The 19281-nt window shown below is 43.1% G+C and carries 16 protein-coding genes and 2 pseudogenes; 9 read left to right on the top strand and 9 right to left on the bottom strand.

The window, feature by feature from the left end:
* Both H6G83_RS32600 and H6G83_RS32605 read left to right on the top strand, forming a co-directional pair.
* Positions 1–405, top strand: a pseudogene (locus H6G83_RS32600) (hypothetical protein); the annotation flags it as partial.
* 37 nt (positions 406–442) lie between these two features.
* Complete coding sequence (locus H6G83_RS32605; protein WP_190479972.1) at positions 443–1492, top strand: hypothetical protein; 1050 nt, start codon at positions 443–445, stop codon at positions 1490–1492.
* Positions 1493–1629: 137 nt separating this feature from the next.
* On the opposite strand, the gene H6G83_RS32610 is transcribed toward H6G83_RS32605, so the two are convergent.
* The 3 genes from H6G83_RS32610 to H6G83_RS32620 all read right to left on the bottom strand — a co-directional run bounded on the left by H6G83_RS32610 (position 1630) and on the right by H6G83_RS32620 (position 4400).
* Positions 1630–2037 carry a DUF7004 family protein gene (locus tag H6G83_RS32610; RefSeq protein ID WP_190479950.1) on the bottom strand — a complete coding sequence of 136 codons (408 nt, stop codon included), beginning with the start codon at positions 2035–2037 and terminating at the stop codon, positions 1630–1632.
* 412 nt (positions 2038–2449) lie between these two features.
* On the bottom strand, positions 2450–3346 hold the full coding sequence (locus tag H6G83_RS32615) for a hypothetical protein (protein WP_190479952.1): 897 nt from the start codon (positions 3344–3346) through the stop codon (positions 2450–2452).
* A 202-nt stretch (positions 3347–3548) separates the two neighbouring features.
* On the bottom strand, positions 3549–4400 hold the full coding sequence (locus tag H6G83_RS32620; RefSeq protein ID WP_190479954.1) for a hypothetical protein: 852 nt from the start codon (positions 4398–4400) through the stop codon (positions 3549–3551).
* Positions 4401–4571: 171 nt separating this feature from the next.
* Here H6G83_RS32620 and H6G83_RS32625 point away from each other — a divergent pair, with 171 nt between their 5' ends.
* From H6G83_RS32625 to H6G83_RS32635, 3 genes are all read left to right on the top strand, one after another.
* Positions 4572–5057: a helix-turn-helix domain-containing protein gene (locus H6G83_RS32625; RefSeq protein ID WP_242044983.1), complete on the top strand. Its 486-nt coding sequence runs from the start codon at positions 4572–4574 to the stop codon at positions 5055–5057.
* 132 nt (positions 5058–5189) lie between these two features.
* Complete coding sequence (locus H6G83_RS32630; RefSeq protein WP_190479959.1) at positions 5190–6110, top strand: hypothetical protein; 921 nt, start codon at positions 5190–5192, stop codon at positions 6108–6110.
* Positions 6094–6444 carry a hypothetical protein gene (locus H6G83_RS32635; RefSeq protein WP_190479974.1) on the top strand — a complete coding sequence of 117 codons (351 nt, stop codon included), beginning with the start codon at positions 6094–6096 and terminating at the stop codon, positions 6442–6444. Before H6G83_RS32630 ends, H6G83_RS32635 begins: the two co-directional genes overlap by 17 nt.
* Positions 6445–6652: 208 nt before the next feature.
* Here the strand turns inward: H6G83_RS32635 and H6G83_RS35705 are convergent, their stop codons facing one another.
* The 3 genes from H6G83_RS35705 to H6G83_RS32645 all read right to left on the bottom strand — a co-directional run bounded on the left by H6G83_RS35705 (position 6653) and on the right by H6G83_RS32645 (position 10907).
* Positions 6653–7519: an IS4 family transposase gene (locus H6G83_RS35705; protein WP_313937642.1), complete on the bottom strand. Its 867-nt coding sequence runs from the start codon at positions 7517–7519 to the stop codon at positions 6653–6655.
* Positions 7520–7530: 11 nt separating this feature from the next.
* Complete coding sequence (locus H6G83_RS35710) at positions 7531–8019, bottom strand: transposase domain-containing protein (protein WP_313937643.1); 489 nt, start codon at positions 8017–8019, stop codon at positions 7531–7533.
* A 404-nt stretch (positions 8020–8423) separates the two neighbouring features.
* Positions 8424–10907 (bottom strand): eCIS core domain-containing protein, encoded by a 2484-nt coding sequence (locus H6G83_RS32645; RefSeq protein WP_190479961.1) that lies wholly within the window; start codon positions 10905–10907, stop codon positions 8424–8426.
* A 629-nt stretch (positions 10908–11536) separates the two neighbouring features.
* On the opposite strand from H6G83_RS32645, the gene H6G83_RS32650 reads away from it, so the two are divergent.
* From H6G83_RS32650 to H6G83_RS32660, 4 genes are all read left to right on the top strand, one after another.
* On the top strand, positions 11537–11929 hold the full coding sequence (locus tag H6G83_RS32650) for a 3'-5' exonuclease (protein ID WP_190479963.1): 393 nt from the start codon (positions 11537–11539) through the stop codon (positions 11927–11929).
* A 339-nt stretch (positions 11930–12268) separates the two neighbouring features.
* On the top strand, positions 12269–12400 hold the full coding sequence (locus H6G83_RS36145) for a hypothetical protein (protein ID WP_277876474.1): 132 nt from the start codon (positions 12269–12271) through the stop codon (positions 12398–12400).
* A 282-nt stretch (positions 12401–12682) separates the two neighbouring features.
* Entirely contained in the window at positions 12683–13123 is a 441-nt protein-coding gene (locus H6G83_RS32655) for a hypothetical protein (protein WP_190479965.1), read from the top strand.
* A gap of 48 nt (positions 13124–13171) precedes the next feature.
* Complete coding sequence (locus H6G83_RS32660; RefSeq protein WP_313937648.1) at positions 13172–16285, top strand: tetratricopeptide repeat protein; 3114 nt, start codon at positions 13172–13174, stop codon at positions 16283–16285.
* A gap of 96 nt (positions 16286–16381) precedes the next feature.
* On the opposite strand, the gene H6G83_RS35715 is transcribed toward H6G83_RS32660, so the two are convergent.
* From H6G83_RS35715 to H6G83_RS32675, 3 genes and pseudogenes are all read right to left on the bottom strand, one after another.
* The gene (locus H6G83_RS35715) at positions 16382–17404 is read right to left on the bottom strand and encodes a hypothetical protein (protein ID WP_242044984.1); all 1023 of its coding nucleotides are present in this window, start codon (positions 17402–17404) and stop codon (positions 16382–16384) included.
* 6 nt (positions 17405–17410) lie between these two features.
* On the bottom strand, positions 17411–17887 hold the full coding sequence (locus tag H6G83_RS32670; RefSeq protein ID WP_190479968.1) for an ester cyclase: 477 nt from the start codon (positions 17885–17887) through the stop codon (positions 17411–17413).
* 266 nt (positions 17888–18153) lie between these two features.
* A pseudogene (locus H6G83_RS32675) lies at positions 18154–19281 on the bottom strand (bifunctional DNA primase/helicase); the annotation flags it as partial.

Below are 19281 nucleotides of genomic sequence, written 5' to 3' on the forward strand. Positions count from 1 at the left end.
CAGTCACTCAGCACTGAGCAATTGGCGTTACTTGCTGCTATCCCTGCTATGCAAGAAGCCATTGCCCAGTTACAAGCCCAGGTGCAAACGCTGCTACCCCCATCATCTGACTTTATGCCCCCCGGTTGGGATGCTGAGGTTTGGCGATCGCTACCTCCACAAGATAAACGCCACTTCCGGTTTATGTTCCGCCGTCGTGGTTTCCGCCCCTCACCGCAAGGTCAAGCTGAACCAGTGGCACTACCCGCCATTAGTACCGAGCAGATGAAGCAAAACCAGAGGGATGAGGTAGCGCAGTTAGTTGGTGAAGTATCGCCCGAACAGAAACGAGAAGTTCAGTTAGCCAAACAAGAGATTTTGAGGCAGTTCTGGTCACAAGCGCCAGATGAAGATGTGCCGTTTTAGATTTACCAATTCTGCATATATATATGGAAGGTGAGACATGAGCAGTATTGCATCTACTGACAAATTTTCTGTCTTGGTCATTCTGCGCCGGGAATACCTTGACATCACGAATAATTATTGTGCGGCCAAGCTGATTGAGTATTTCCGCCATTGGACAAAGTGGAAAATGAAAAATCACCGTACCCCTTGGGTGTATCAGCCCCTCAAGCGGATTTACGCTGATTTGATGGGAGAGCATAGCCTTCATGTAATTCGGGCCGCGATCGCACGGCTTGAAGAGATGGGGATTATCGAGAAGCAGAAAAATCCCGGTAACGGACAGGATAGGACTTGGCAGTATAAATTAAACTTTAATGTACTGAATAAGCTAATTGAACTTGGGAGAGGCAAAACTGAACATTGCACGTTCAATGCAGAACAATACCACAGTAACCAACCTCAAACTTCAAAACCACAACAACACACTGCTGTTGAGCCTTCTAAAAGTGAGGAACTGGAAAACGAGAATTTGGAGTATAACCAGGAAGGGTTGAGCCAAGCCCCAGAGTTAGAGCTACCCCAAGATACTCACTACGTTGATGAACCAGAACAAGATGACTCGACTAGCGGGATAGATCATCATGGGGGCAATTCTTCCGCCGCCGTGTCAGGTTTTCATAACGAAGACTCTGGTGATGATGATTACACTGAGTCACAAGAAAAATCAGTACAGCCGAGTCAACAGGAGGTACAGGAAGTTTTGCAGCAGTTGAGGGAAATTCCTTGTACTCCGCAGTTTCGGCTCAACGGGGAGATTCAGCGAACGGTCAAGCGGTACTGGGGCAATGTGCCGGGTGCGATCGCTTATCTCAAGGAGGCAGTACGGACTTGGAAAGGTATCAAGTCACCTGAAGCGGTATTTGTGGCTGCTTGTAGGGAGGGAAGGAAGCCGGAGGTGCAGCAGGCTAAGTCTGAGGCGATCGCTTGGTTTGAGTGGGCGCGGAAAAACAGGATTGTGATTGCTATGTCGGGTGAGGTTGTGTATACGCCGGAGGGTGAGGCTGTGGCGTTGGCGAAGATGATGCGGCGGTATCCTGTGGGAGAATAACATCACAAGTAATACCATTTTACTGACAACAATGAAACGGATCTAATTCTTTTAGAATAAGTTTATTCTTAGTATTTAACCTCTTAAGAAACATATTCTATAGCTTGCTTAATAGGTAAAAGCTATAAAGCAAAAGCTTAAAATCCTCTTGTTTTACAAAGGGCATCTATATCTTGCCACTTTTTTCCTTTTGAAAATTTAGCGGCATCTTCCGGTGTATAGTTTTCAAATAAAACTTGATAAGCTGCTAACAATTTAATCCTTTTACCAAGTTTTGTTGATTTCTTTTGTTCTTCTGCTATTAAACAGGCAGCATAAGCATCAAAAACGGTAGATTCTGATATTTTAATTTTTTCTGTAAGAACTAAAGGATTAATTTGAAGATTAACTATCGGAGTTTTAAAAGTTGATAAATCTTTGTTGTTTTTATTTATTTGACCACCAATTTGTAGTATTGCATTCCATACTAGTTTAGGTGAATTATAGCTCTTAAAAAACTCTAAAAACTGAACATCTAAAATTGGATAGTCATTTAAAGTGACCATATAATTATCAAAATTTCCGGGACTAAAACATAGTCTTAACCCTGCCGGGTACTCTCTTAAAAGTAAGTTACACATATATTATTCTATTAACTTATTAATATAGTTTTTATAACAAAAATTTTATAAATACATTTAGTATTTCTGCTGAATTATACTTATTTTCTTTTCTATGAAAATATTTGATAATAAGTATATTTAACTAGCAATAATCTCGAACCAGTATTTAATGGAAATGTTGAAACTAGTGCAATTTTTCTTGCCAGAGATACGTGTATAAGTTTTTGTGTTGACACTGAAATTAAAGAAAGTCTTTTTTCTACCCTGTTGGGGCTGTAATTAAAATTAAATTTTTGCTTAAAAAAAACTATTTTTCAAGTATGTATAGATAGTGAATATTTAGTAAAGCCTTAAGTCAAAGATAGGTATCTCTATATTTACTTGCTATCATTTCTTTAGCTTGTGATTTAGTCCATCTTGGAATAGGCTCCAAATCAGGAATCTTAACAAGTGAATCTGGAATAGCTTGATAAGTTATATTAAAAATCACCTTTGCAATTTCTTTACAACATTGTTCTGGGTAACGTATAACTTGCTCTTCAGCAAATCTAATAACAATCCAGTTTAAATCTATAAAAAACTGATTTCTTTGGCATTCCTTGTATGAATCATATTCATGATAAGGATAATAAAGTCCATTACTTTGTTTTTTAAAATATGGCTCATCAATTTCAATATCAATACATAATTTATCATCTATATAACAAAAATCTGGGGTATATGGATACGAAAAATCTTCAATAGTAAAAGACTTTTTTGTATAAATTTTACCCACGAAATACTTTTTTATATAAGGCTCAAATCGAGTCTCACCTACTCCCCTAGTAACATCATTCTTAATTTGATCAGGTTTGCCTGTATTAATCAGTGTAGGATTCTTCAATATTGATTCTCTATATTTTTTTATATTTTCATCACTTCTAATTATTTTTATAGATTGATTATAATCAATCATTTCAATTTGATATTTTTTATCTTCTTGTTCGTAGTTTCTAATTTGATTAAAATAATCATTTTTCCTTGTAGGATATGAATAATATTGAAACGCTCCTATTATAAATGCTAATGAAATTGTAAAAATCAATAACGATACAGATTGATTTAATAAACTAATAAAAGTACCAATAATACTTATTGCTATAAGCCATCCAGTATTAAAAGGTTGAGGCTCTGGCATTGGTTTAACTGGCTTATTAGGAGGATTTGGGATAGGAGGAAGTATTTGTTGAACTTTCTCAAGAACTTCAGGCATATAAATGTCAGGATATGTTCTCATGTTTTCATATATATCTGGAATCCTTAAAAATTATACTACTAATAATTATTACTTGTTTATAAGTAAACACACTTAAAAATTTCTATTAAAAGTTACATGAATGATAGTAATCATTTTAAATAAATTTAGAACTTATAAATTCTTCCCCTACTGCACCAATTCTCCTATCCCCTGCTTTTTACGCTACGACGAACAACTGCCCCCACTGGTCAGGCTTCAATTGTTCAAGCGGGTAATACTGCAAGTATTCATCCGCAAACGAAGGATTGGCAGTTGACAACCACCAGAAGGCATCTGTACCGCACTCGCACATTACTCGCTCTCGGTTGTCTGCGCGGACTGCCCACAAGATACCCTGGCTTAGTTCTACTTCACCCAGTTTGTTGCCGTCCCTGTAGATGCGATGCCTTCGGCGGGCTTTCCTGCGGAACGCAGCGCGAACGCCAACGCCTATCAATTCCAAACCACGTTTCTCACATTCTGCGGCTACCTCGGTCATGATTTCATTACCAATGTTGTCTGTCTGGGTGGCGTTCTGTTCTTGCACAGGTAATGAGCCGTCTAGATACTTCCAATTGATGAAGCGATGCCTTCGGCAACGTCTTCGACAAACGCACTTCTCTAGTGTGTAGTCTCTGTGAATTTCTTGCCCGTTCACCATCACTACCCAGCGTAGAGTTACAAAGTCTTCGCTGTCATAGCTCACAGTGGCTATCAATTTGTCCCCGGCGTAATATTCAGTTTCGTAGAAGGATATCTCTCTTACCGTTAGGCTTTCGGGTGCAATTTCTTCGGCTTGCTGGGCGATGAAATTCTCTAGTTCGGCTTGGGCTTGCGCTTGTTGGTCGAGGGCAGCCGGGGCGATTTTGTAGAGGTGTCGGGTTTGGTGTTGAGCGATCGCGCTTATCCATGCGTTCTTGCGTCGTCTGTCCCGTACTACTGTAGTTCCGCCGATTTCGCTGTAGATTTGCTTGAGCCGCGCAATTGATTTGCGTTCCAGGGATTGATGAGAATACCGTGGGTGGGTCATAATTAGTGAGTCTATAAAAGGACTAAGAAAGCGCTTCAGATTGCAAGTCGGGCGCTTTCTTTAATATCTATTATGCGCTAAAATTTTAGCGCAGTCAAGAAATTTTTAGCTGTTAGCGCTAATATATTAGCACGTATATTACAAAGGAAGCGCTAAAAAGTTATGGTTTATATGGAAGATGTAAATTTATGGGAGCTGCCATTTGTGGCACTTGAAGACAGAAACTCATTGCCTGATGAACCCTGTGTTTACTTGGCAATCGATAAAGATAATTCGGTGCTGTACGTGGGTATGTCTGAGAATTTAAGGCTAAAGTGGAAAAACCATCCTAAGCTTGAAGCCTTAAGTCGTCTTGAAGGCGTAAAAATCTCGTACATTAGAACCGAAGCTGAATTACTCAGAAAGTTAGAGAATGCCTTAATCAAAGTGTTCAAACCGCCGTTGAACCAAACGGAAGCACCTAAAAGAGGTATTGCAGCTTTAAGAGAAAAAATGGGTTTAACTCAGAAACAATTAGGTGATTTAGTTGGAGTTGACACTTCAACAATTAGAAATTGGGAATATGGCAAAGGAGCAGAAACTTTTGCAAAAGTAGCAAGGCTGTGTAAAGTGCTTGAATGTGATGTAGAAGATTTGTTTGAGGAAGAAGCAGTTTGATGATTAAACCTGCTATCTTCTTTCCTTTCCTGGGTTTAGCACTAAAGAAGCCATTGCAGTTCCTTATGATATCCAACATCTACGTTGCGATGGCTTCTGAGAAACCTTTATTTAACTAGAGGAGGTGGAATTATGAACCAACCACCTTCTAAACGTAAAAAAGCTACCTCCGGTACATTCAGCAATTCAATACCATCGGCTAATTCTCTTAACGATACGGTTGATCAAGAGAATCCTGCTAACGCAACCATTACAGTAAGCGCTGTTGAAGTACCTGAACTAACCGAGCAAGAACAAAGCGATCGCCTGCACTTGGAACGCATCGTGGAACGGTCGTTTTTTGAAGCGGGGAAGGCGCTCATGGAACTACGCGATCGCCGTCTCTATCGTTCAACGCACCGGACATTTGAGCAATATTGTAAGGACAGGTTTGGTTTAAGTCGTGACACTGCCTACCTCAAGCTTTCGGCTACTGTTGTCTATGACAACATTGAGAAATTTTTGCCGACCATTGGTCGGCAAATTCCTATGCCGACCAACGAGCGACAATTGCGTGATTTGGCGAAAGCAGATTTTGAACCCCACGTCCAGGCGGATGTCTGGCAGCGAGCAGTAGAGCAGGCAAATGGGAAAGTTCCTAGTGGGCGTATCGTCAAGAGTATTGTCGAGCAACTTAAAGATAAACCTTTATTTTTCGCTCGTGATTTCTGCCAAATAGGCGATGTGTTCACCATCTGCAAGCTAGAAGGGACTGAGCGCAAATATAATAACTGTTGGGCGATTGCCGTCGCACTCAACGAGTTTACAGTAGAAGTTGATGTACATGATGCCACCCTTACTGTGAAACCTGAAAATCTCAACAAAATCGATTCACCCGAAGCACACCGTCAGCTGCCACAAATCAAAAAGCGAATTTTGAGATTGCGTGAGTGTGGAAACTTAGATCGGTGCGCTTACACTGTGCTGGAATCCTTGGGTAAGCAGATTTACTTAACCGAAGTTGAAGACGGTTTGTTGCAGTGGTTGGAAAACCATTATGGAGTTATCCGTTGAGCGATCGCTGCTATTGCGTTTGGGTTGTGGAGGGGGAGCGATGGCGTTCCGCCCAGCTTCCCTGCGGGACGCTCCGCGAACGCTGATCGCGCTTTTATGTCATTTAAAGGATAAAGTGGCCGCCCTAGAAACCTGGAATACTTATTTTTGCGTTCTCCTATTTTCGTTATACTTTACAAGCGATCGCATTTCACGGTTACGGGAATGTGAGAACTTGGAAGAGGCGGCCCGTGCTGTGTTGAAGCATCTGGGGGAGGTGAAGCGATCGTATTTAACAGTGTTTGAGTCAGAACTTTTGAGTTTTTTAGAGGCTAAATGTTCATTACAGGTATGACTTATGCCCACACCCAACTGTAACAAGAGATCCAAAAGATACCGCACAGTTTGATTAGTAAAGTAATCGCAAAATTTCTAGTAATTACTATAAGCTACTGCGTTCTTAAGTTGATAAATAGCTATCATTACGTAAGCCTGAGCAGATTTAATCAATAGAACTAGGTCTAGCACGGAATGGCACTAAGAAAAGCTAAAAGCCTTACCAATTAAGCGGTTTGTAATTGTTTACGTAATTCATGCCGGGGCTTAGTCATTAAGGGGTAAACCTTGGGGCGGCGTTTACGGACTCGTGGCTCAGTTCTAGCTGGGCGATCGCTCACAGGTTTGTGAACAATAACTTTGAGTAAACTACGATAAAGTTTCTGGCGTTTTTTAGAGTGAGCGTCCTCGAATTTGGGAATAAAATTTAGTAAATGATGGCGAGTACCTTGTAAAGATAAGCGTAAGGGAGGAGTATTATAAGTATTCCCTGCCTCGAACATTAAGCTACGAAGTAAATTGTAAGCGAGTAAATAAACATGAATTTCCTTACGTACCATTGCTGGGGTTTTACATCGTAAAACATCCATTCCTAAAGTAGTTTTTAAATGTCTTAAATCTAGTTCAACATCCCAACGTTTATAATAAAGTCCAACTATTTCTAGGGTAGGATAAATAGTTTTATCCAATAAAGTAGTGATGAGACTGACCCGCTCTGAGCGAAAACCAGGAATCACAACATAGTAGTAAATTTCACGTACAGTTATGGAAGGAGGTAAAGCTAAAAATTCGTCCTTGCTTAATCCTTGTGGGCATCTTTTAGGTTTGTACCAAGTAACTAACTTGTCACAATCACCAACTATTTTACCTTTTCGCATGGTTGTTGTGCGAGATTGATGCTTACGAAAAACTGCATCACAGCCGAGTTGAGTAATAGAGAACATATCAGCGTAAGCACAAAAGGCTCTGTCCCCTAAAAGTACATCATTAGGTTTTAGAAAACTGTACAACTTCCTGGCTAATTTAATATCATGAGTATTCAGAACGTCGATACACAAAGCAATTGCGGCTCCAGTTACTAAACTAAATATCACCCCAATTTTGGCTATTGGAAAGCCACATCCCTCTTTTGGCTACTAGCTTGGGGATATTCTTTTTGATTTTCAACAGTATCAGGCATAGAAACAGTCGAGCCATCAATTACTTTGACATTTCGACCACACCAGAACTTTTCATGAGTTACTTTCTCTTCTAAATTTCGTGCCGAGTCATTAAAAAGTTTTGCCAGTAATTTCTCTGGTAGTCTTGACCGTGCTTGGCAGTATGCACTTGTATCTGTTGACGGAACTTCTACCTCTTTTTCTGCCAAATGTGCAATTATTTTACTCACAGCATTATGACAAGTTTTATCACTGTCTAGAACCTGAGTTAAAAACGCCCATAAAGTCACCACTGGGTCAAATAACCGCTTTTTATATTTGATTTTTAGCTCAGATATTGCTTGGTTAATTGCTGATTCTGGCAGCAATTCTTTAAAAGGTAGCCCCAGACCCTGGCTAAATTTATCCTTGAGAATTTGTACTCTTAATGTCACAGTAGTGTTTATGGTGTTAGCTTATTCGTCTCAACAAAAGTATTTCACGGACGAGTAAGCTTTTTCTACTAACAAAATTTTTGGGCAACCTTACATAGTGCGATCGCTTGCATCATACCATTACTGCACTCTCTGGCATTAAAAGCTGTAGCCCTTGTTGTGCATTGCTTGTAGCTTTTCTTAGTGCCATTCACCCCAGTGGAGAAGTCATCCAAGAAGTCGGAAGCGGACTCAACTTCCGAAGAAAAAAGTTACTGGCCATAAAGGTGCAGATGCGGTTCGCATTGAGACTTATATTCGGCGGTGGTGGCTGTGGGTGAATTGTGGGGTGTTTTTGGGTTGCTGGGGTGCGGAGGTTCGGTGCGTTAACGAAGTAATGCACCGAACTTGATCAGGCGATCGCACTAATTATTACTAAACTTCACTATCCAGTTGTTCATCATCCCGGTCATATTTACTTGCTGTTCTAGGTCAGTTACTATTACATATCTGGGCGGATTTTTGGTTATCTGGACAGCCTCCCGACTTTTCACTGGAATTTCTTCCTCTCCGAACATCGGTGTCATCTCGAACTGCCCTCCGTCGTGGTCATCTGCTTCAGTTATGTTTCTCACTCTGTCACTTATGTCACGTGCTGTATTATAGCTGAATCTCTCGGTCAGCTTGTCCTCCTCCATTTGTGTTGATGCTTGATAGTCGGGAGCTGACTGATTGAAACTTATATCCCATTGGTCTCTCCATGCGGTCTGTTGCTCATTTAGCCTTTCCACGGTCGATAGTGTAAACAAATATGGCTCCAAGCTTCGTGCTTCTTGAATTGTTATCTTGAGGTCTTCCGCCCAGCTTTTTGCTGTCACAAGATGAGCTATTGCATCAACTAGTTTCGTTTCTTTTTCCCTCGCCATGTCCAACTCCTTTTTGATCAAATCTGTCGATAGTGGAGCCAAGACTGATGGATCTTTCATCTTTGTTATTTCCCCGGCAACGTCCAATAATTCCAGGGCAATTTCTCCCGCTGCTACTCTGAGCAGCCTTGCCAGTTCTTTATCTATGATCTCTTGATTCTCGGATAATAGCTTTTCTGCTATTTGTTTTGGTTCGCCAACATCTGGAAAAGTTTTGACCAGTAGGCTGATAATATCCTCTTTGCTTACACTACTACTTGGCGACCACTGCACACCAATTAGCTGGCGCTCATTAAAGTTTACTCTCATAGATGGACCCCCGACTTGCTGTACTTGTGTTACAGGTACAACCGCATCTTGAATCTCAACTCCAAATGGTTGCCCTAATGTTGGTGACATGGTGCCATGCTGTCGTGTTGTCGGTGCCATCGTACCAGTTGTCCAAGCTGTCATATGCCATTTCGTTGGTATCCTTCTTGGTATGGTAATAGCTGTGTTCAGATATATCGCGTCGTATTTCGGTTTATTGGAGATAACTGGTCGTTTCACCAAATCGGCTATTGTTAGTTGATAATCAGACGGGTATGTCAGGTCAACTTTGACACATACCTCAGAACCGCTCCGTGCCGTCTCTTTGATCTGATTTTCTGTAGCTGAGTAAACTGGTGTATTAAATTGAGAAACTTGAGGTGCCAGGTTATAATATTGAAAGCTATTTGTAGTACCCGCAATTAGTTGATCGCCAATTAAGTGACCAGCATCATAAAACTTTTGTAAATCAACTCCTTGGAGCAGGTATTGCTCTGCTCGTGCCATAGCCGTCACAACTGATAATTCAGTCGCCTTCTCCCGTTCACCCTCCCTGATGGAGCGAGCATCTACTAAGGCTGTAATAGATTTTGGACGCTCATAATTACCTAATCGTCTTGCAGTGGTTCCAGGCAGAAGTTGTTCTTTTAGAGGAACATTCGTGGCCTTTCTTATTGCTTCTGCTGGAGTGGGTAACGGATCGGATTGAATATCAACAAATTTTCGCTGTATGGTTGACAGATTCTGCGCTTGTGATGCAGTTTTGGCTACCTTCACCTGTGGCTGATGCGATCGCTCTACTGTCTCCCCTTTCTGCTGCACAACATGAGTCAACTCATGAGCCAACAACTCCTGCCCCCCTCGACTCCCCGGCTGATACGCCCCCTGCCGAAAGAACACATCCTGCCCAGTGGTAAATGCCTTCGCCTGTATCGACTGATTCAACTGGTCAGCCTGAGAATCCGTATGCACGCGCACGCCACTAAAGTCAGCCCCAAACGCCTGCTCCATCGGTTCTCTAATGCTGTCGGCTAAGGGCTGTCCACCACCTCTAGCCCGTTGTATCCCCGCTTCGACATCTGGGGATGCTGCCATGCCACCGTCAGCCACACGCTGCACTATCGGCTTCATCTGTAATTCTTCTTCTTCGGACGACTGGTGCTGAATATTATCTACTGGCTTGGTTTGCAATTCCTCTTCTTCAGTTACAGTCTCTCGTTGAACTGGCTGATTTGGTGGCTGATGAATCCGTTGCACTACTTGAGTTGCGGTTTCGTCTGCTTGTTGCTCATACTTATCCCCAGGTTGCCCGATGGTGAGCTTGGCTTGTATTGGGGGTGATGCGTTGGGTCTACTAAACGCAATTCTATTAATGTTATGCCCATACGTAGCAGCATTTTCTAACCGCGTCTGCAATAATCCGTCCATCTTGGCTTGCAGCAGGGTTAAACGTTCTTGTCCCTGTGGCGTAATCGTGCCAAACTTCGCCTGTAGCTCCAATCCTGTAGCTTCCATCTTTTGTTCGGCAAAGGCGGCATCTTCCTTTTGCTGCTGTGTGCTGATGCTTTGTGTTTGGATACCAAACGGTCTAGACGCAAACTGTGATGATGTTTGGGATATTTGAGAATTACTGAAGGTGGGGCTTGCTTGTTTTTGAGTTTTTTGTGGAGGCATATTTCACCCTGTGTTTGTTACTGTTAGATTCCACTTAACCGCACACTTGTTAAATTCAGCATGAATACTTACTGTATCCAAACTCAAGAGTTGCTGGGGGCAAATGCCCAATGTACACTCAACCTCACTGATAATTGATAAAAGCTTACCCAAGTACAGCAATATCAATGTTTTCGATATCCAACACAGAAGGAAATCAATTAAAAATTTGTGACAGATTAGGACACACTATCGGTACAAAATGCTATCAAATCAATGATAAGAATAGTATCAATAACTTAGGGTAAAAGATAGCCTTTGAGTCAGGTGGTTAATAATCTGTAAATATACTGCTGTTAATTTGCTATCTACACCTCAGCAGCCTCCGTCATTTATTTGTACTTAGTTGCTCAATTTATCTGGTGCAATGTGCGGTGGACTATGCCCTGGCTTGTTGCGATTGCCTTGACAATGACCCCTGGCGAGAAGAGGTTAGCCTAGCGATTGGAGGAGAAATTAAAGGATGATTATTTGCTGTAATATAACGTGCCAGTAGGGAAAAACGGTTGCCGGAAGACAAAGGACTGTGCCAGATTTAATCAAATTGCCCAGTTTTAAGCATGAGGTAGAATACTTACTTAGTCGAGCGGGTGCAACAATTGCATGAGCGAGATATAGCTTGGAACGAAATGGCAATTATCTACCGCTCGAAGTTCACGGGCAATCACATCTACCAGGATTTCCAGAAACTGAGAATACCTGTTGAATTAGTCAATGCCAACAATGACAGCCGCAACTATCACCCAGACGAACAAAGCATTAAACTCATAACCATGTTTTCATCCAAAGGGCTAGAGTTTCCAGTAGTGCTTATCCCCAGCATTGGCTTCATGCCCCATCAATACAATACACCCGAAGAGGAAGCGCGGCTGCTGTATGTGGGGATGACACGGGCAATTGATCAGCTAATTATGACCTGCGATCGCAAGAGTGGATTTACTGAGCGTTTGGAGGCGGTGTTGGGGAAGGTGGCAGTTAGATAATGAGGCTGAAGTGTGAGCGATCAGCGAGGCTGGGCGCTTTGCGCCATCGCGCAGCGTTTCCACCTGCTTTTGGCACAACAGTCTCTCGATATAATAGTGGTGAATTATATCAGCTTACTAAGCACCTTTTGACGTGAGGTCGGGCATTGGCGATCGCTATGTCGATGACTTGGCTTGCGCCTACGCTACCAAAACAAAACTAGACGGTATAGTTTGCCCCTGATGACAGCCTCGCCAGTTCTAAGTCTACTGCTTGAGCGTCTTGCTGTAGCTAATTAGCTATCTCTTTTATCAACAGGGCATACTCGTTGATTATTTTACTTTTATAGGAAATGTGCGATGTCTACCCAAAACAAAACTAGACGGTATAGTTTGCCCCTGGTGACAGCTCCCGCCAGTTATACCTCAAGGAGCGATCGCGTACTGCGCCCACGCCAAGAGCGATCGCTCCTTGCTGATGTATACCAGTGAGGGCGAATTAGTCGGTGCAGAGATTTTTGGAGTTGCCTGGAAGCTGAACCGAGCTTATTGACTGTGCTGGAGTCAGTGAAGAGCGGCTGTTGCAATCACGCTCTTCGTTCTGGAGCCAAGGCGATGTCGATAAAGAGGCTTGCACTATCGCACCTTCAAAAATGCTGCATGGATTATGAGCCTAAAAATATTTAACTAAAGTTTTCTTCCATTAATTGCGTAGTTTAGAATAAAAACCATGTAGTAACAGTAAAATATGATGCTGAATTGCAGGGGTAGTAGATGGAGCCATTAACTGCGGGTGCGATCGCTATTGGTACTATAGTTGCTACCAAAGCTTTAGAGAAAACAACAGAAAAGGGAACAGAATTTTTATTGGATAAAGCTGGGAAGTTTTTAGTGACCTTGAAAAAACACTCCCCCAATACTGTAGTTGCGATTGAGAAAGCACCCCAAGAACCACTCGATTACGGTAAAGCTGTACTGGAAGTAGAATCTGCGGCTAAGGACAATCCTGAACTGGCTCAAGCTGCACAGGAATTGGCAACAGCAGCACAAACTAATCCACCATCAAACTTGGCGGAAATTTTGAGGGAGATAAAAGCATCTATAGAAAAATCGCAACAATCATACCCAACAAGTTTTATTCAAAACATTGAAAAAGCGATTAATGCAGCGCAGACACAAACCATTGATCAAAGAGGAAGTACCTTTAATATTTGACTACAGTCGCCCGAACGGGAACGGGTAAAGTCAAATCCCCCACAAAATATTCCTCCCAGCAATACAAATGAATTTGTTGGAAGAGAAACAGAATTAAAACGCCTCCACCAAGAGTTGCAACGCAATGATTCGGTGATAATTGCTGCTGTAGAAGGGATGGGGGGAGTTGGGAAAACAGAATTGGCAATCCGTTATTCACTGCTACATTGGCAGTTGAGCAATTACCCTGGCGGTATTTGCTGGTTAAGAGCAAGAGAAGAAGAAATTGGTTCACAAATAATACAATTTGCGATAACAGACTTGGGCTTGCAACCGCCAGAAGATTTGGAATTACAACAACAAGTACGTTGGTGCTGGCAACGTTGGCGGCAGGGTGACACGCTAATAGTTCTTGATGATGTTACAAATTACAGTCACATCGAACCGTATTTACCACCTCAAGCATCCCAATTCAAAGTACTAATTACTACACGCCTCAAACTAGATTTAGCTAGTTCTCTGCTTTTGTCAGTTTTGTCAGAAAAAGACGCACTCTTGTTACTAGCTCAATTGATTGGTGAAGAAAAGCGAAATCAAGAATTAGGACAAGCTGAAGAACTTTGTCAGAGGTTAGGCTATTTGCCCTTAGCTTTACAATTAGTTGGCTGTTATGTCAAGAAACGCAAGTTAACTTTAGCCGAAATGCTGCGACGGTTAGAAGAAAAAGGGTTAGGTCATCCTTCCTTAATCGTGAAGGAAAATGACTCAACTTGGACTAGAAACGTCAAACTTGGAGTAGCGGCGGCTTTTGAATTGAGTTGGTTAGACTTAAGTGATGATGCTCAACAGTTGGGTTGTTTGCTGAGTTTATTTGCTAATGCTCCCATTCCTTGGTCGTTGGTGGTAGGTGCTACATCTGAGCAAGACCCTGAAGAATTAGAAGATGCCAGAGTTGAACTAGAAAATTTGCACTTACTACAGGGTGAAGAAAATTATCAATTACATCAACTAATTCGTGAGTTTTTGAGAGGCAAGCAAAACAACTTAGTTACAGCATCCGAGCAGAAGTATAATTTCTGTCGAGCAATGGTAGAAGTGGCAAAGACTATTCCTGATTCACTAACTCAAAAGTTTATTAATTCACTGAAAGAAGCTATTCCACATTTGGCAGAGGTCGCGCAAAATTTGACTGATGCAGTTAATGATGAAGATTTAATTTTGGTTTTTAATAGTTTAGATAGATTTTATTCGGAACAGGGTTTGTATGCGCTTGCTCAACCCTGGTGTGAGCAATGTGTATCAGTAATAGAATCCCGTTTAGGACAACAGCATCCTCATGTTGCCGTCAGTTACAATAATCTTGCGAGACTCTACTGTTCTCTAGGACGGTATACCGAAGCTGAACCACTCTTTGTCAAGGCACTGGAACTAAGGCAGAACCTATTAGGGGAGTCACATCCTCATGTCGCCGCCAGTTATAACAACCTAGCAGGACTCTACTGTTCTTTAGGACGGTATACCGAAGCTGAACTACTCTTTGTCAAGGCACTAGAACTAAGGCAAAGCCTGCTGGGAGAATTGCATCCTGATGTCGCCGCCAGTTACAACAATCTAGCCGAACTTTATCGCTCTCAAGGAAGGTATACGGAAGCTGAACCACTTTTTGTCAAGGCACTGGAAGTAGAACAAAGGTTGATAGGAAAATCACATCCTCATGTCGCCACCAATTACAACAACTTAGCTAATCTCTACTATTCTCAAGGACGGTACATGGAGTCCGAATCTTTGTACGTCATGGCATTAGAATTACGACAAAGCCTGCTGGGAGAGTCACATCCTGATGTCGCCGCCAGTTACAACAACTTAGCTAATCTCTACTATTCTCAAGGACGATATACAGAAGCTGAACCACTGTTTGTCAAAGCCTTAGAACTAAGACAACGCTTGTTCGGAAAGTCACATCCTCATGTCGCCATTAATTACAACACCCTAGCGAACCTTTATCGTTCCCAAGGACGATACTCGGAGGCTAAAACTTTGTACATCAAGGCATTGGAACTAAGGCAAAGCCTGCTGGGAGAATTGCATCCTCATGTTGCCACCAGTTATAACAGCCTTGGACAACTCTATTGTTCTCAAGGACGATACACAGAAGCTGAACCACTTACGGTCAAGGCACTGGAACTAAGGCAGAACCTATTGGGGGAGTTACATCCTGATGTTGCCACCAGTTATAACGACCTTGGACAACTCTATTGTTCTCAAGGACGATACACAGAAGCTGAACCACTTACGGTCAAGGCACTGGAACTAAGGCAGAACCTATTAGGGAAGTTACATCCTGATGTTGCCACCAGTTATGACAACCTTGCAGCACTATACTATCGGCAAGGACGATACACAGAAGCTGAACCACTTACGGTCAAGGCACTGGAACTAAGGCAAAACCTATTGGGGGAATCGCATCCTCATGTTGCCACCAGTTATAACAGCCTTGGACAACTCTATAGTTCTCAAGGACGGTATACAGAAGCTGAACCACTCTTTGTCAAGGCACTGGAACTAAGGCAAAACCTATTGGGGGAGTTACATCCTGATGTTGCCACCAGTTATAACGGCCTTGCAGCACTATACTATTGGCAAGGACGGTACGCAGAAGCTGAACCACTCTTTGTCAAGGCACTGGAACTAAGGCAAAGCCTATTGGGGGAATTACATCCTGATGTTGCCACCAGTTATGACAACCTTGCAGGACTATACTATTCTCAAGGACGGTATACAGAAGCTGAACCACTTACGGTCAAGGCGTTGGAACTAAGGCAGAACCTACTGGGGGAGTTGCACCCTGATATCGCTACCAGTTATAACAACCTTGCAGGACTATACTATTCTCAAGGACGGTATACGGAAGCTGAACTACTTTTAATCAAGGCACTGGAACTAAGGCAAAGCCTGCTGGGAGAATTGCATCCTGATGTCGCAGCCATTTATAACGATCTTGCAGGATTATACTATTCTCAAGGACGGTATACGGAAGCTGAACCTTTGTTTCACCAAGCATTAAAAATTTATGAGCAAAAGTTAGGTGAGGGTCATCCAAAAACAATAATGCTTAGAAAAAATTATGCAGATAGTTTACGTAATTATGTATTTTTTTTAAGGAATAAACGAAGTAACTGTTAGATATTACACCTTTGATGCAGAACGTTTAATGTTTGCTGATGGCTTTACTTCTGCATCAGTTTAAGTGACCTCGGCGCGATCGCCCCAAACCCAAACTCACCCCATCCACGCCATCCAATCAGGAGACTTCGCAGTCAACTCCTCAAACATCTCCGGCTGTGCCTCATCAATTGCCATCATCACGCCCCAGCGCTCATCACTGCTGAGGGTACTGAGGAACTGTTTGACTGCATCAACCCCATGAGCTACCCGTTCCATAGCAAGCGTTGCATAATATTTCACCTGCCCCCACCATGAATCAACTGCATTGTCTTGTCCACCATCCCCCAAGCTATGACCTTCATCTTGATTAATGGGTAGGTTAGACAGTGATGATGTGTCACCAAGGGGTATTTTGATATCTATATTATTAGTGACTGACACAGAACAATTCGCAATTCGCAATTCGCAATTCGCAATTTTTTCATCCGAGAGTTCGTCCCGGCTAAACCACTTCTTAAAAATTACATCCCGCCCATCATCAGGCGCAACAAACTTGTAGACACTCTCCCGCTTCCCCCTCGGCCCCAACCGACCAACATACGACAACCGCAAATCGATTTTGTTGAGTAACTTTTGTGCGATCGCCACAGGTGTCAACTTCTCGCTAACGGTCACATTCAGATAGTTCTTGATAACCACCCGATTCGCCACCGCAGCCCGTTTCAACTCTTGCATAGCCTCGTCAGAACCCCTAACCTGCTTATCAGCCTGGAGTAACTGCAACAAGTTCAACTTTTCCAACAACCACACAGCACTCATTAGCTGACCCTTGTTGAAGTCGGGTTTCCAAATACAGTTTTCCCCAGCTTCAGCCTGTCCAAGCGCCCGTTTGCTGTCCCGCTTAGTCAAAAACTGCCGTCCCAGCGTGAGGTAATAGTGCAGCCGCAGTTGGGGATACCAACCGTCATCATCCTTTTCCACCAAATCAGGCGTAACCTCAACCTCATATCGCCGGGACAACTCCGCTTTGCGCTGCTGATGCCGTTCGGCGGGAGTCTTCGCACGTTGATTTTGCAACTTCTTGAGTTGGGTATCAGTCAGGTCATTAGCGTTAGCGATCGCCCGACGCGGGAGCAACTACTTTCAGGCTTTTCTAAACAGTTTGGATACAACTGCTTTGAGAATATATGGTAGTAGCTTCGGAGCAGGAAAGAAAACAATCCCTAACTGCTGCATCAATCCGAGTGCATCGCCAAGCCCCCAATGCTCTACAATCTTTCCATCCTCGACTCGATCGATGTGCATGATCGACAAATTGATTTGTTTACCTGTTGGTGGAAGACCTTGAAATTCTCCAATATGTGTGGCGGTGAATCTTCCATGTGTTACAACCCTATCGCCGGAAACAATAACCTCATCAAAAATGTGTTGTCCCTGACCGAAGGCTAAATAAAATGACATCCCAAACTGCTTAAACCCTGCTCCGTCTAATGGCTGTGCTATACCCGCTAGATGAGCAACAAAGTTTGGAGCCAAAAGCTCTAAGGCTTGCTCGATTTTGCGCTCGTCAAAAGCTTTGTAGAACTGGAGAACAAGGTCTTTGTTTTGTTCAGTCAGCATACAGAATTTCGTTTTGAACTAGATTGTAACGCGGTAATTACGAGAACTTAACAGGTCTTTCTAGCCGACTTGAAAACACTACCTCAGCCATCACATTCAAAACACGCTGGCTTTATGCAGTATTACACATTAGAACCATTAGGTGTAAGATTTGCTCTGCGGTTTTAGTTTTGTATTATTTTAACTTACAAGAGTGCGTTCGTCTCTGACGTTGCCTTTGGCATCGCCTCTCTTGAAGCCGCATACATCGCCTTCAACCCCAAAACTCACCCCATCCAAGCCATCCAATCAGGAGCCGTCGCAGTCAACTCCTCAAACATCTCCGGCTGTGCCTCATCAATTGCCATCATCACCCCCCATCTTTCATCACTACTGAGGGTGAAGAGGAACTGTTTGACCGAATCTACCCCATGCGCTACCCGTTCCATTGCAAGCGTTGCATAAAATTTTACCTGCTGCCACCAAGAATCACAGGGGTCAAGCTGTCCGTCCACACCCCCGCAATTATTATTCCCAATTATATTAGAGGGGGGGTTGGACGGAGCATTAACTCCATACATAGCCTGCATCCTAGCCGCATACGCCGCCTGCGCTTCTCGTTCCTCCTGTCGCCTCTTTTCTCGTTCATCCCTCAGTCGTTGCCGATACCCCAATACCTTCCGAACAAACGCTACATCCTCAGTGCTTAAGCGGTAATATCTCACCCGCTTACCATCTTCCACAGGCCGCCGCGACTTCATAGACAAAGCAAACTGCGAAAGATACTGACTCAAAATCCACACAGGGGACTCATCAAGCGGAATAGTCAAATTCAGGATACCTTTAATATGGTTAGCATTGCGTTTGGAGAAATCAGCCAACGCCTCAATAGTTGCCTCATCCCCTTTAATCTCCAACCCATCCATTAAATCAGTCAATATCGCCCTTAGTCCCAATCGCTGACGCATCAACCAGGATGTGGAGTGATTGCCCCAGTCGGTACAGATAGATAAGCGATCGCGTTCCCCCTTATCGCGTTCCGCCACCACATCCGGCGGCGTAATAAACTCCCGCCCATGCTCATCAGTAATCATTTCCCCCGGCGCTGCTAAGATGGCTTCAAGCGCGACAATCTTTTTGATGAGCCGTCCCCCATCATCCTTCTCGACCAACTCAGGCGTGACAGTCATGCCGTAAGTATCACGAATACGAAACTTCTCGCACTCTAGGGCTTCTTCTGGTTTAAGATAATCCTGGTGTTGCCTTGCGTCGTAAGTTTTCCTATCGATGTCCTTGGCATTGGCAACCTGACGATAATGCTCAGAATCGATAGCATTTCCCGCCGCCTTCATCAAATGCCGTGCGGCTTCATCCGTATTATCGCCGGCTGAGACAATGGTGTTGCCCATCTCAAC

It is taken from the genome of Anabaena azotica FACHB-119 (genome assembly GCF_014697625.1).
In the GTDB taxonomy this organism is placed as follows: Bacteria; Cyanobacteriota; Cyanobacteriia; order Cyanobacteriales; family Nostocaceae; genus Trichormus; species Trichormus azoticus_A.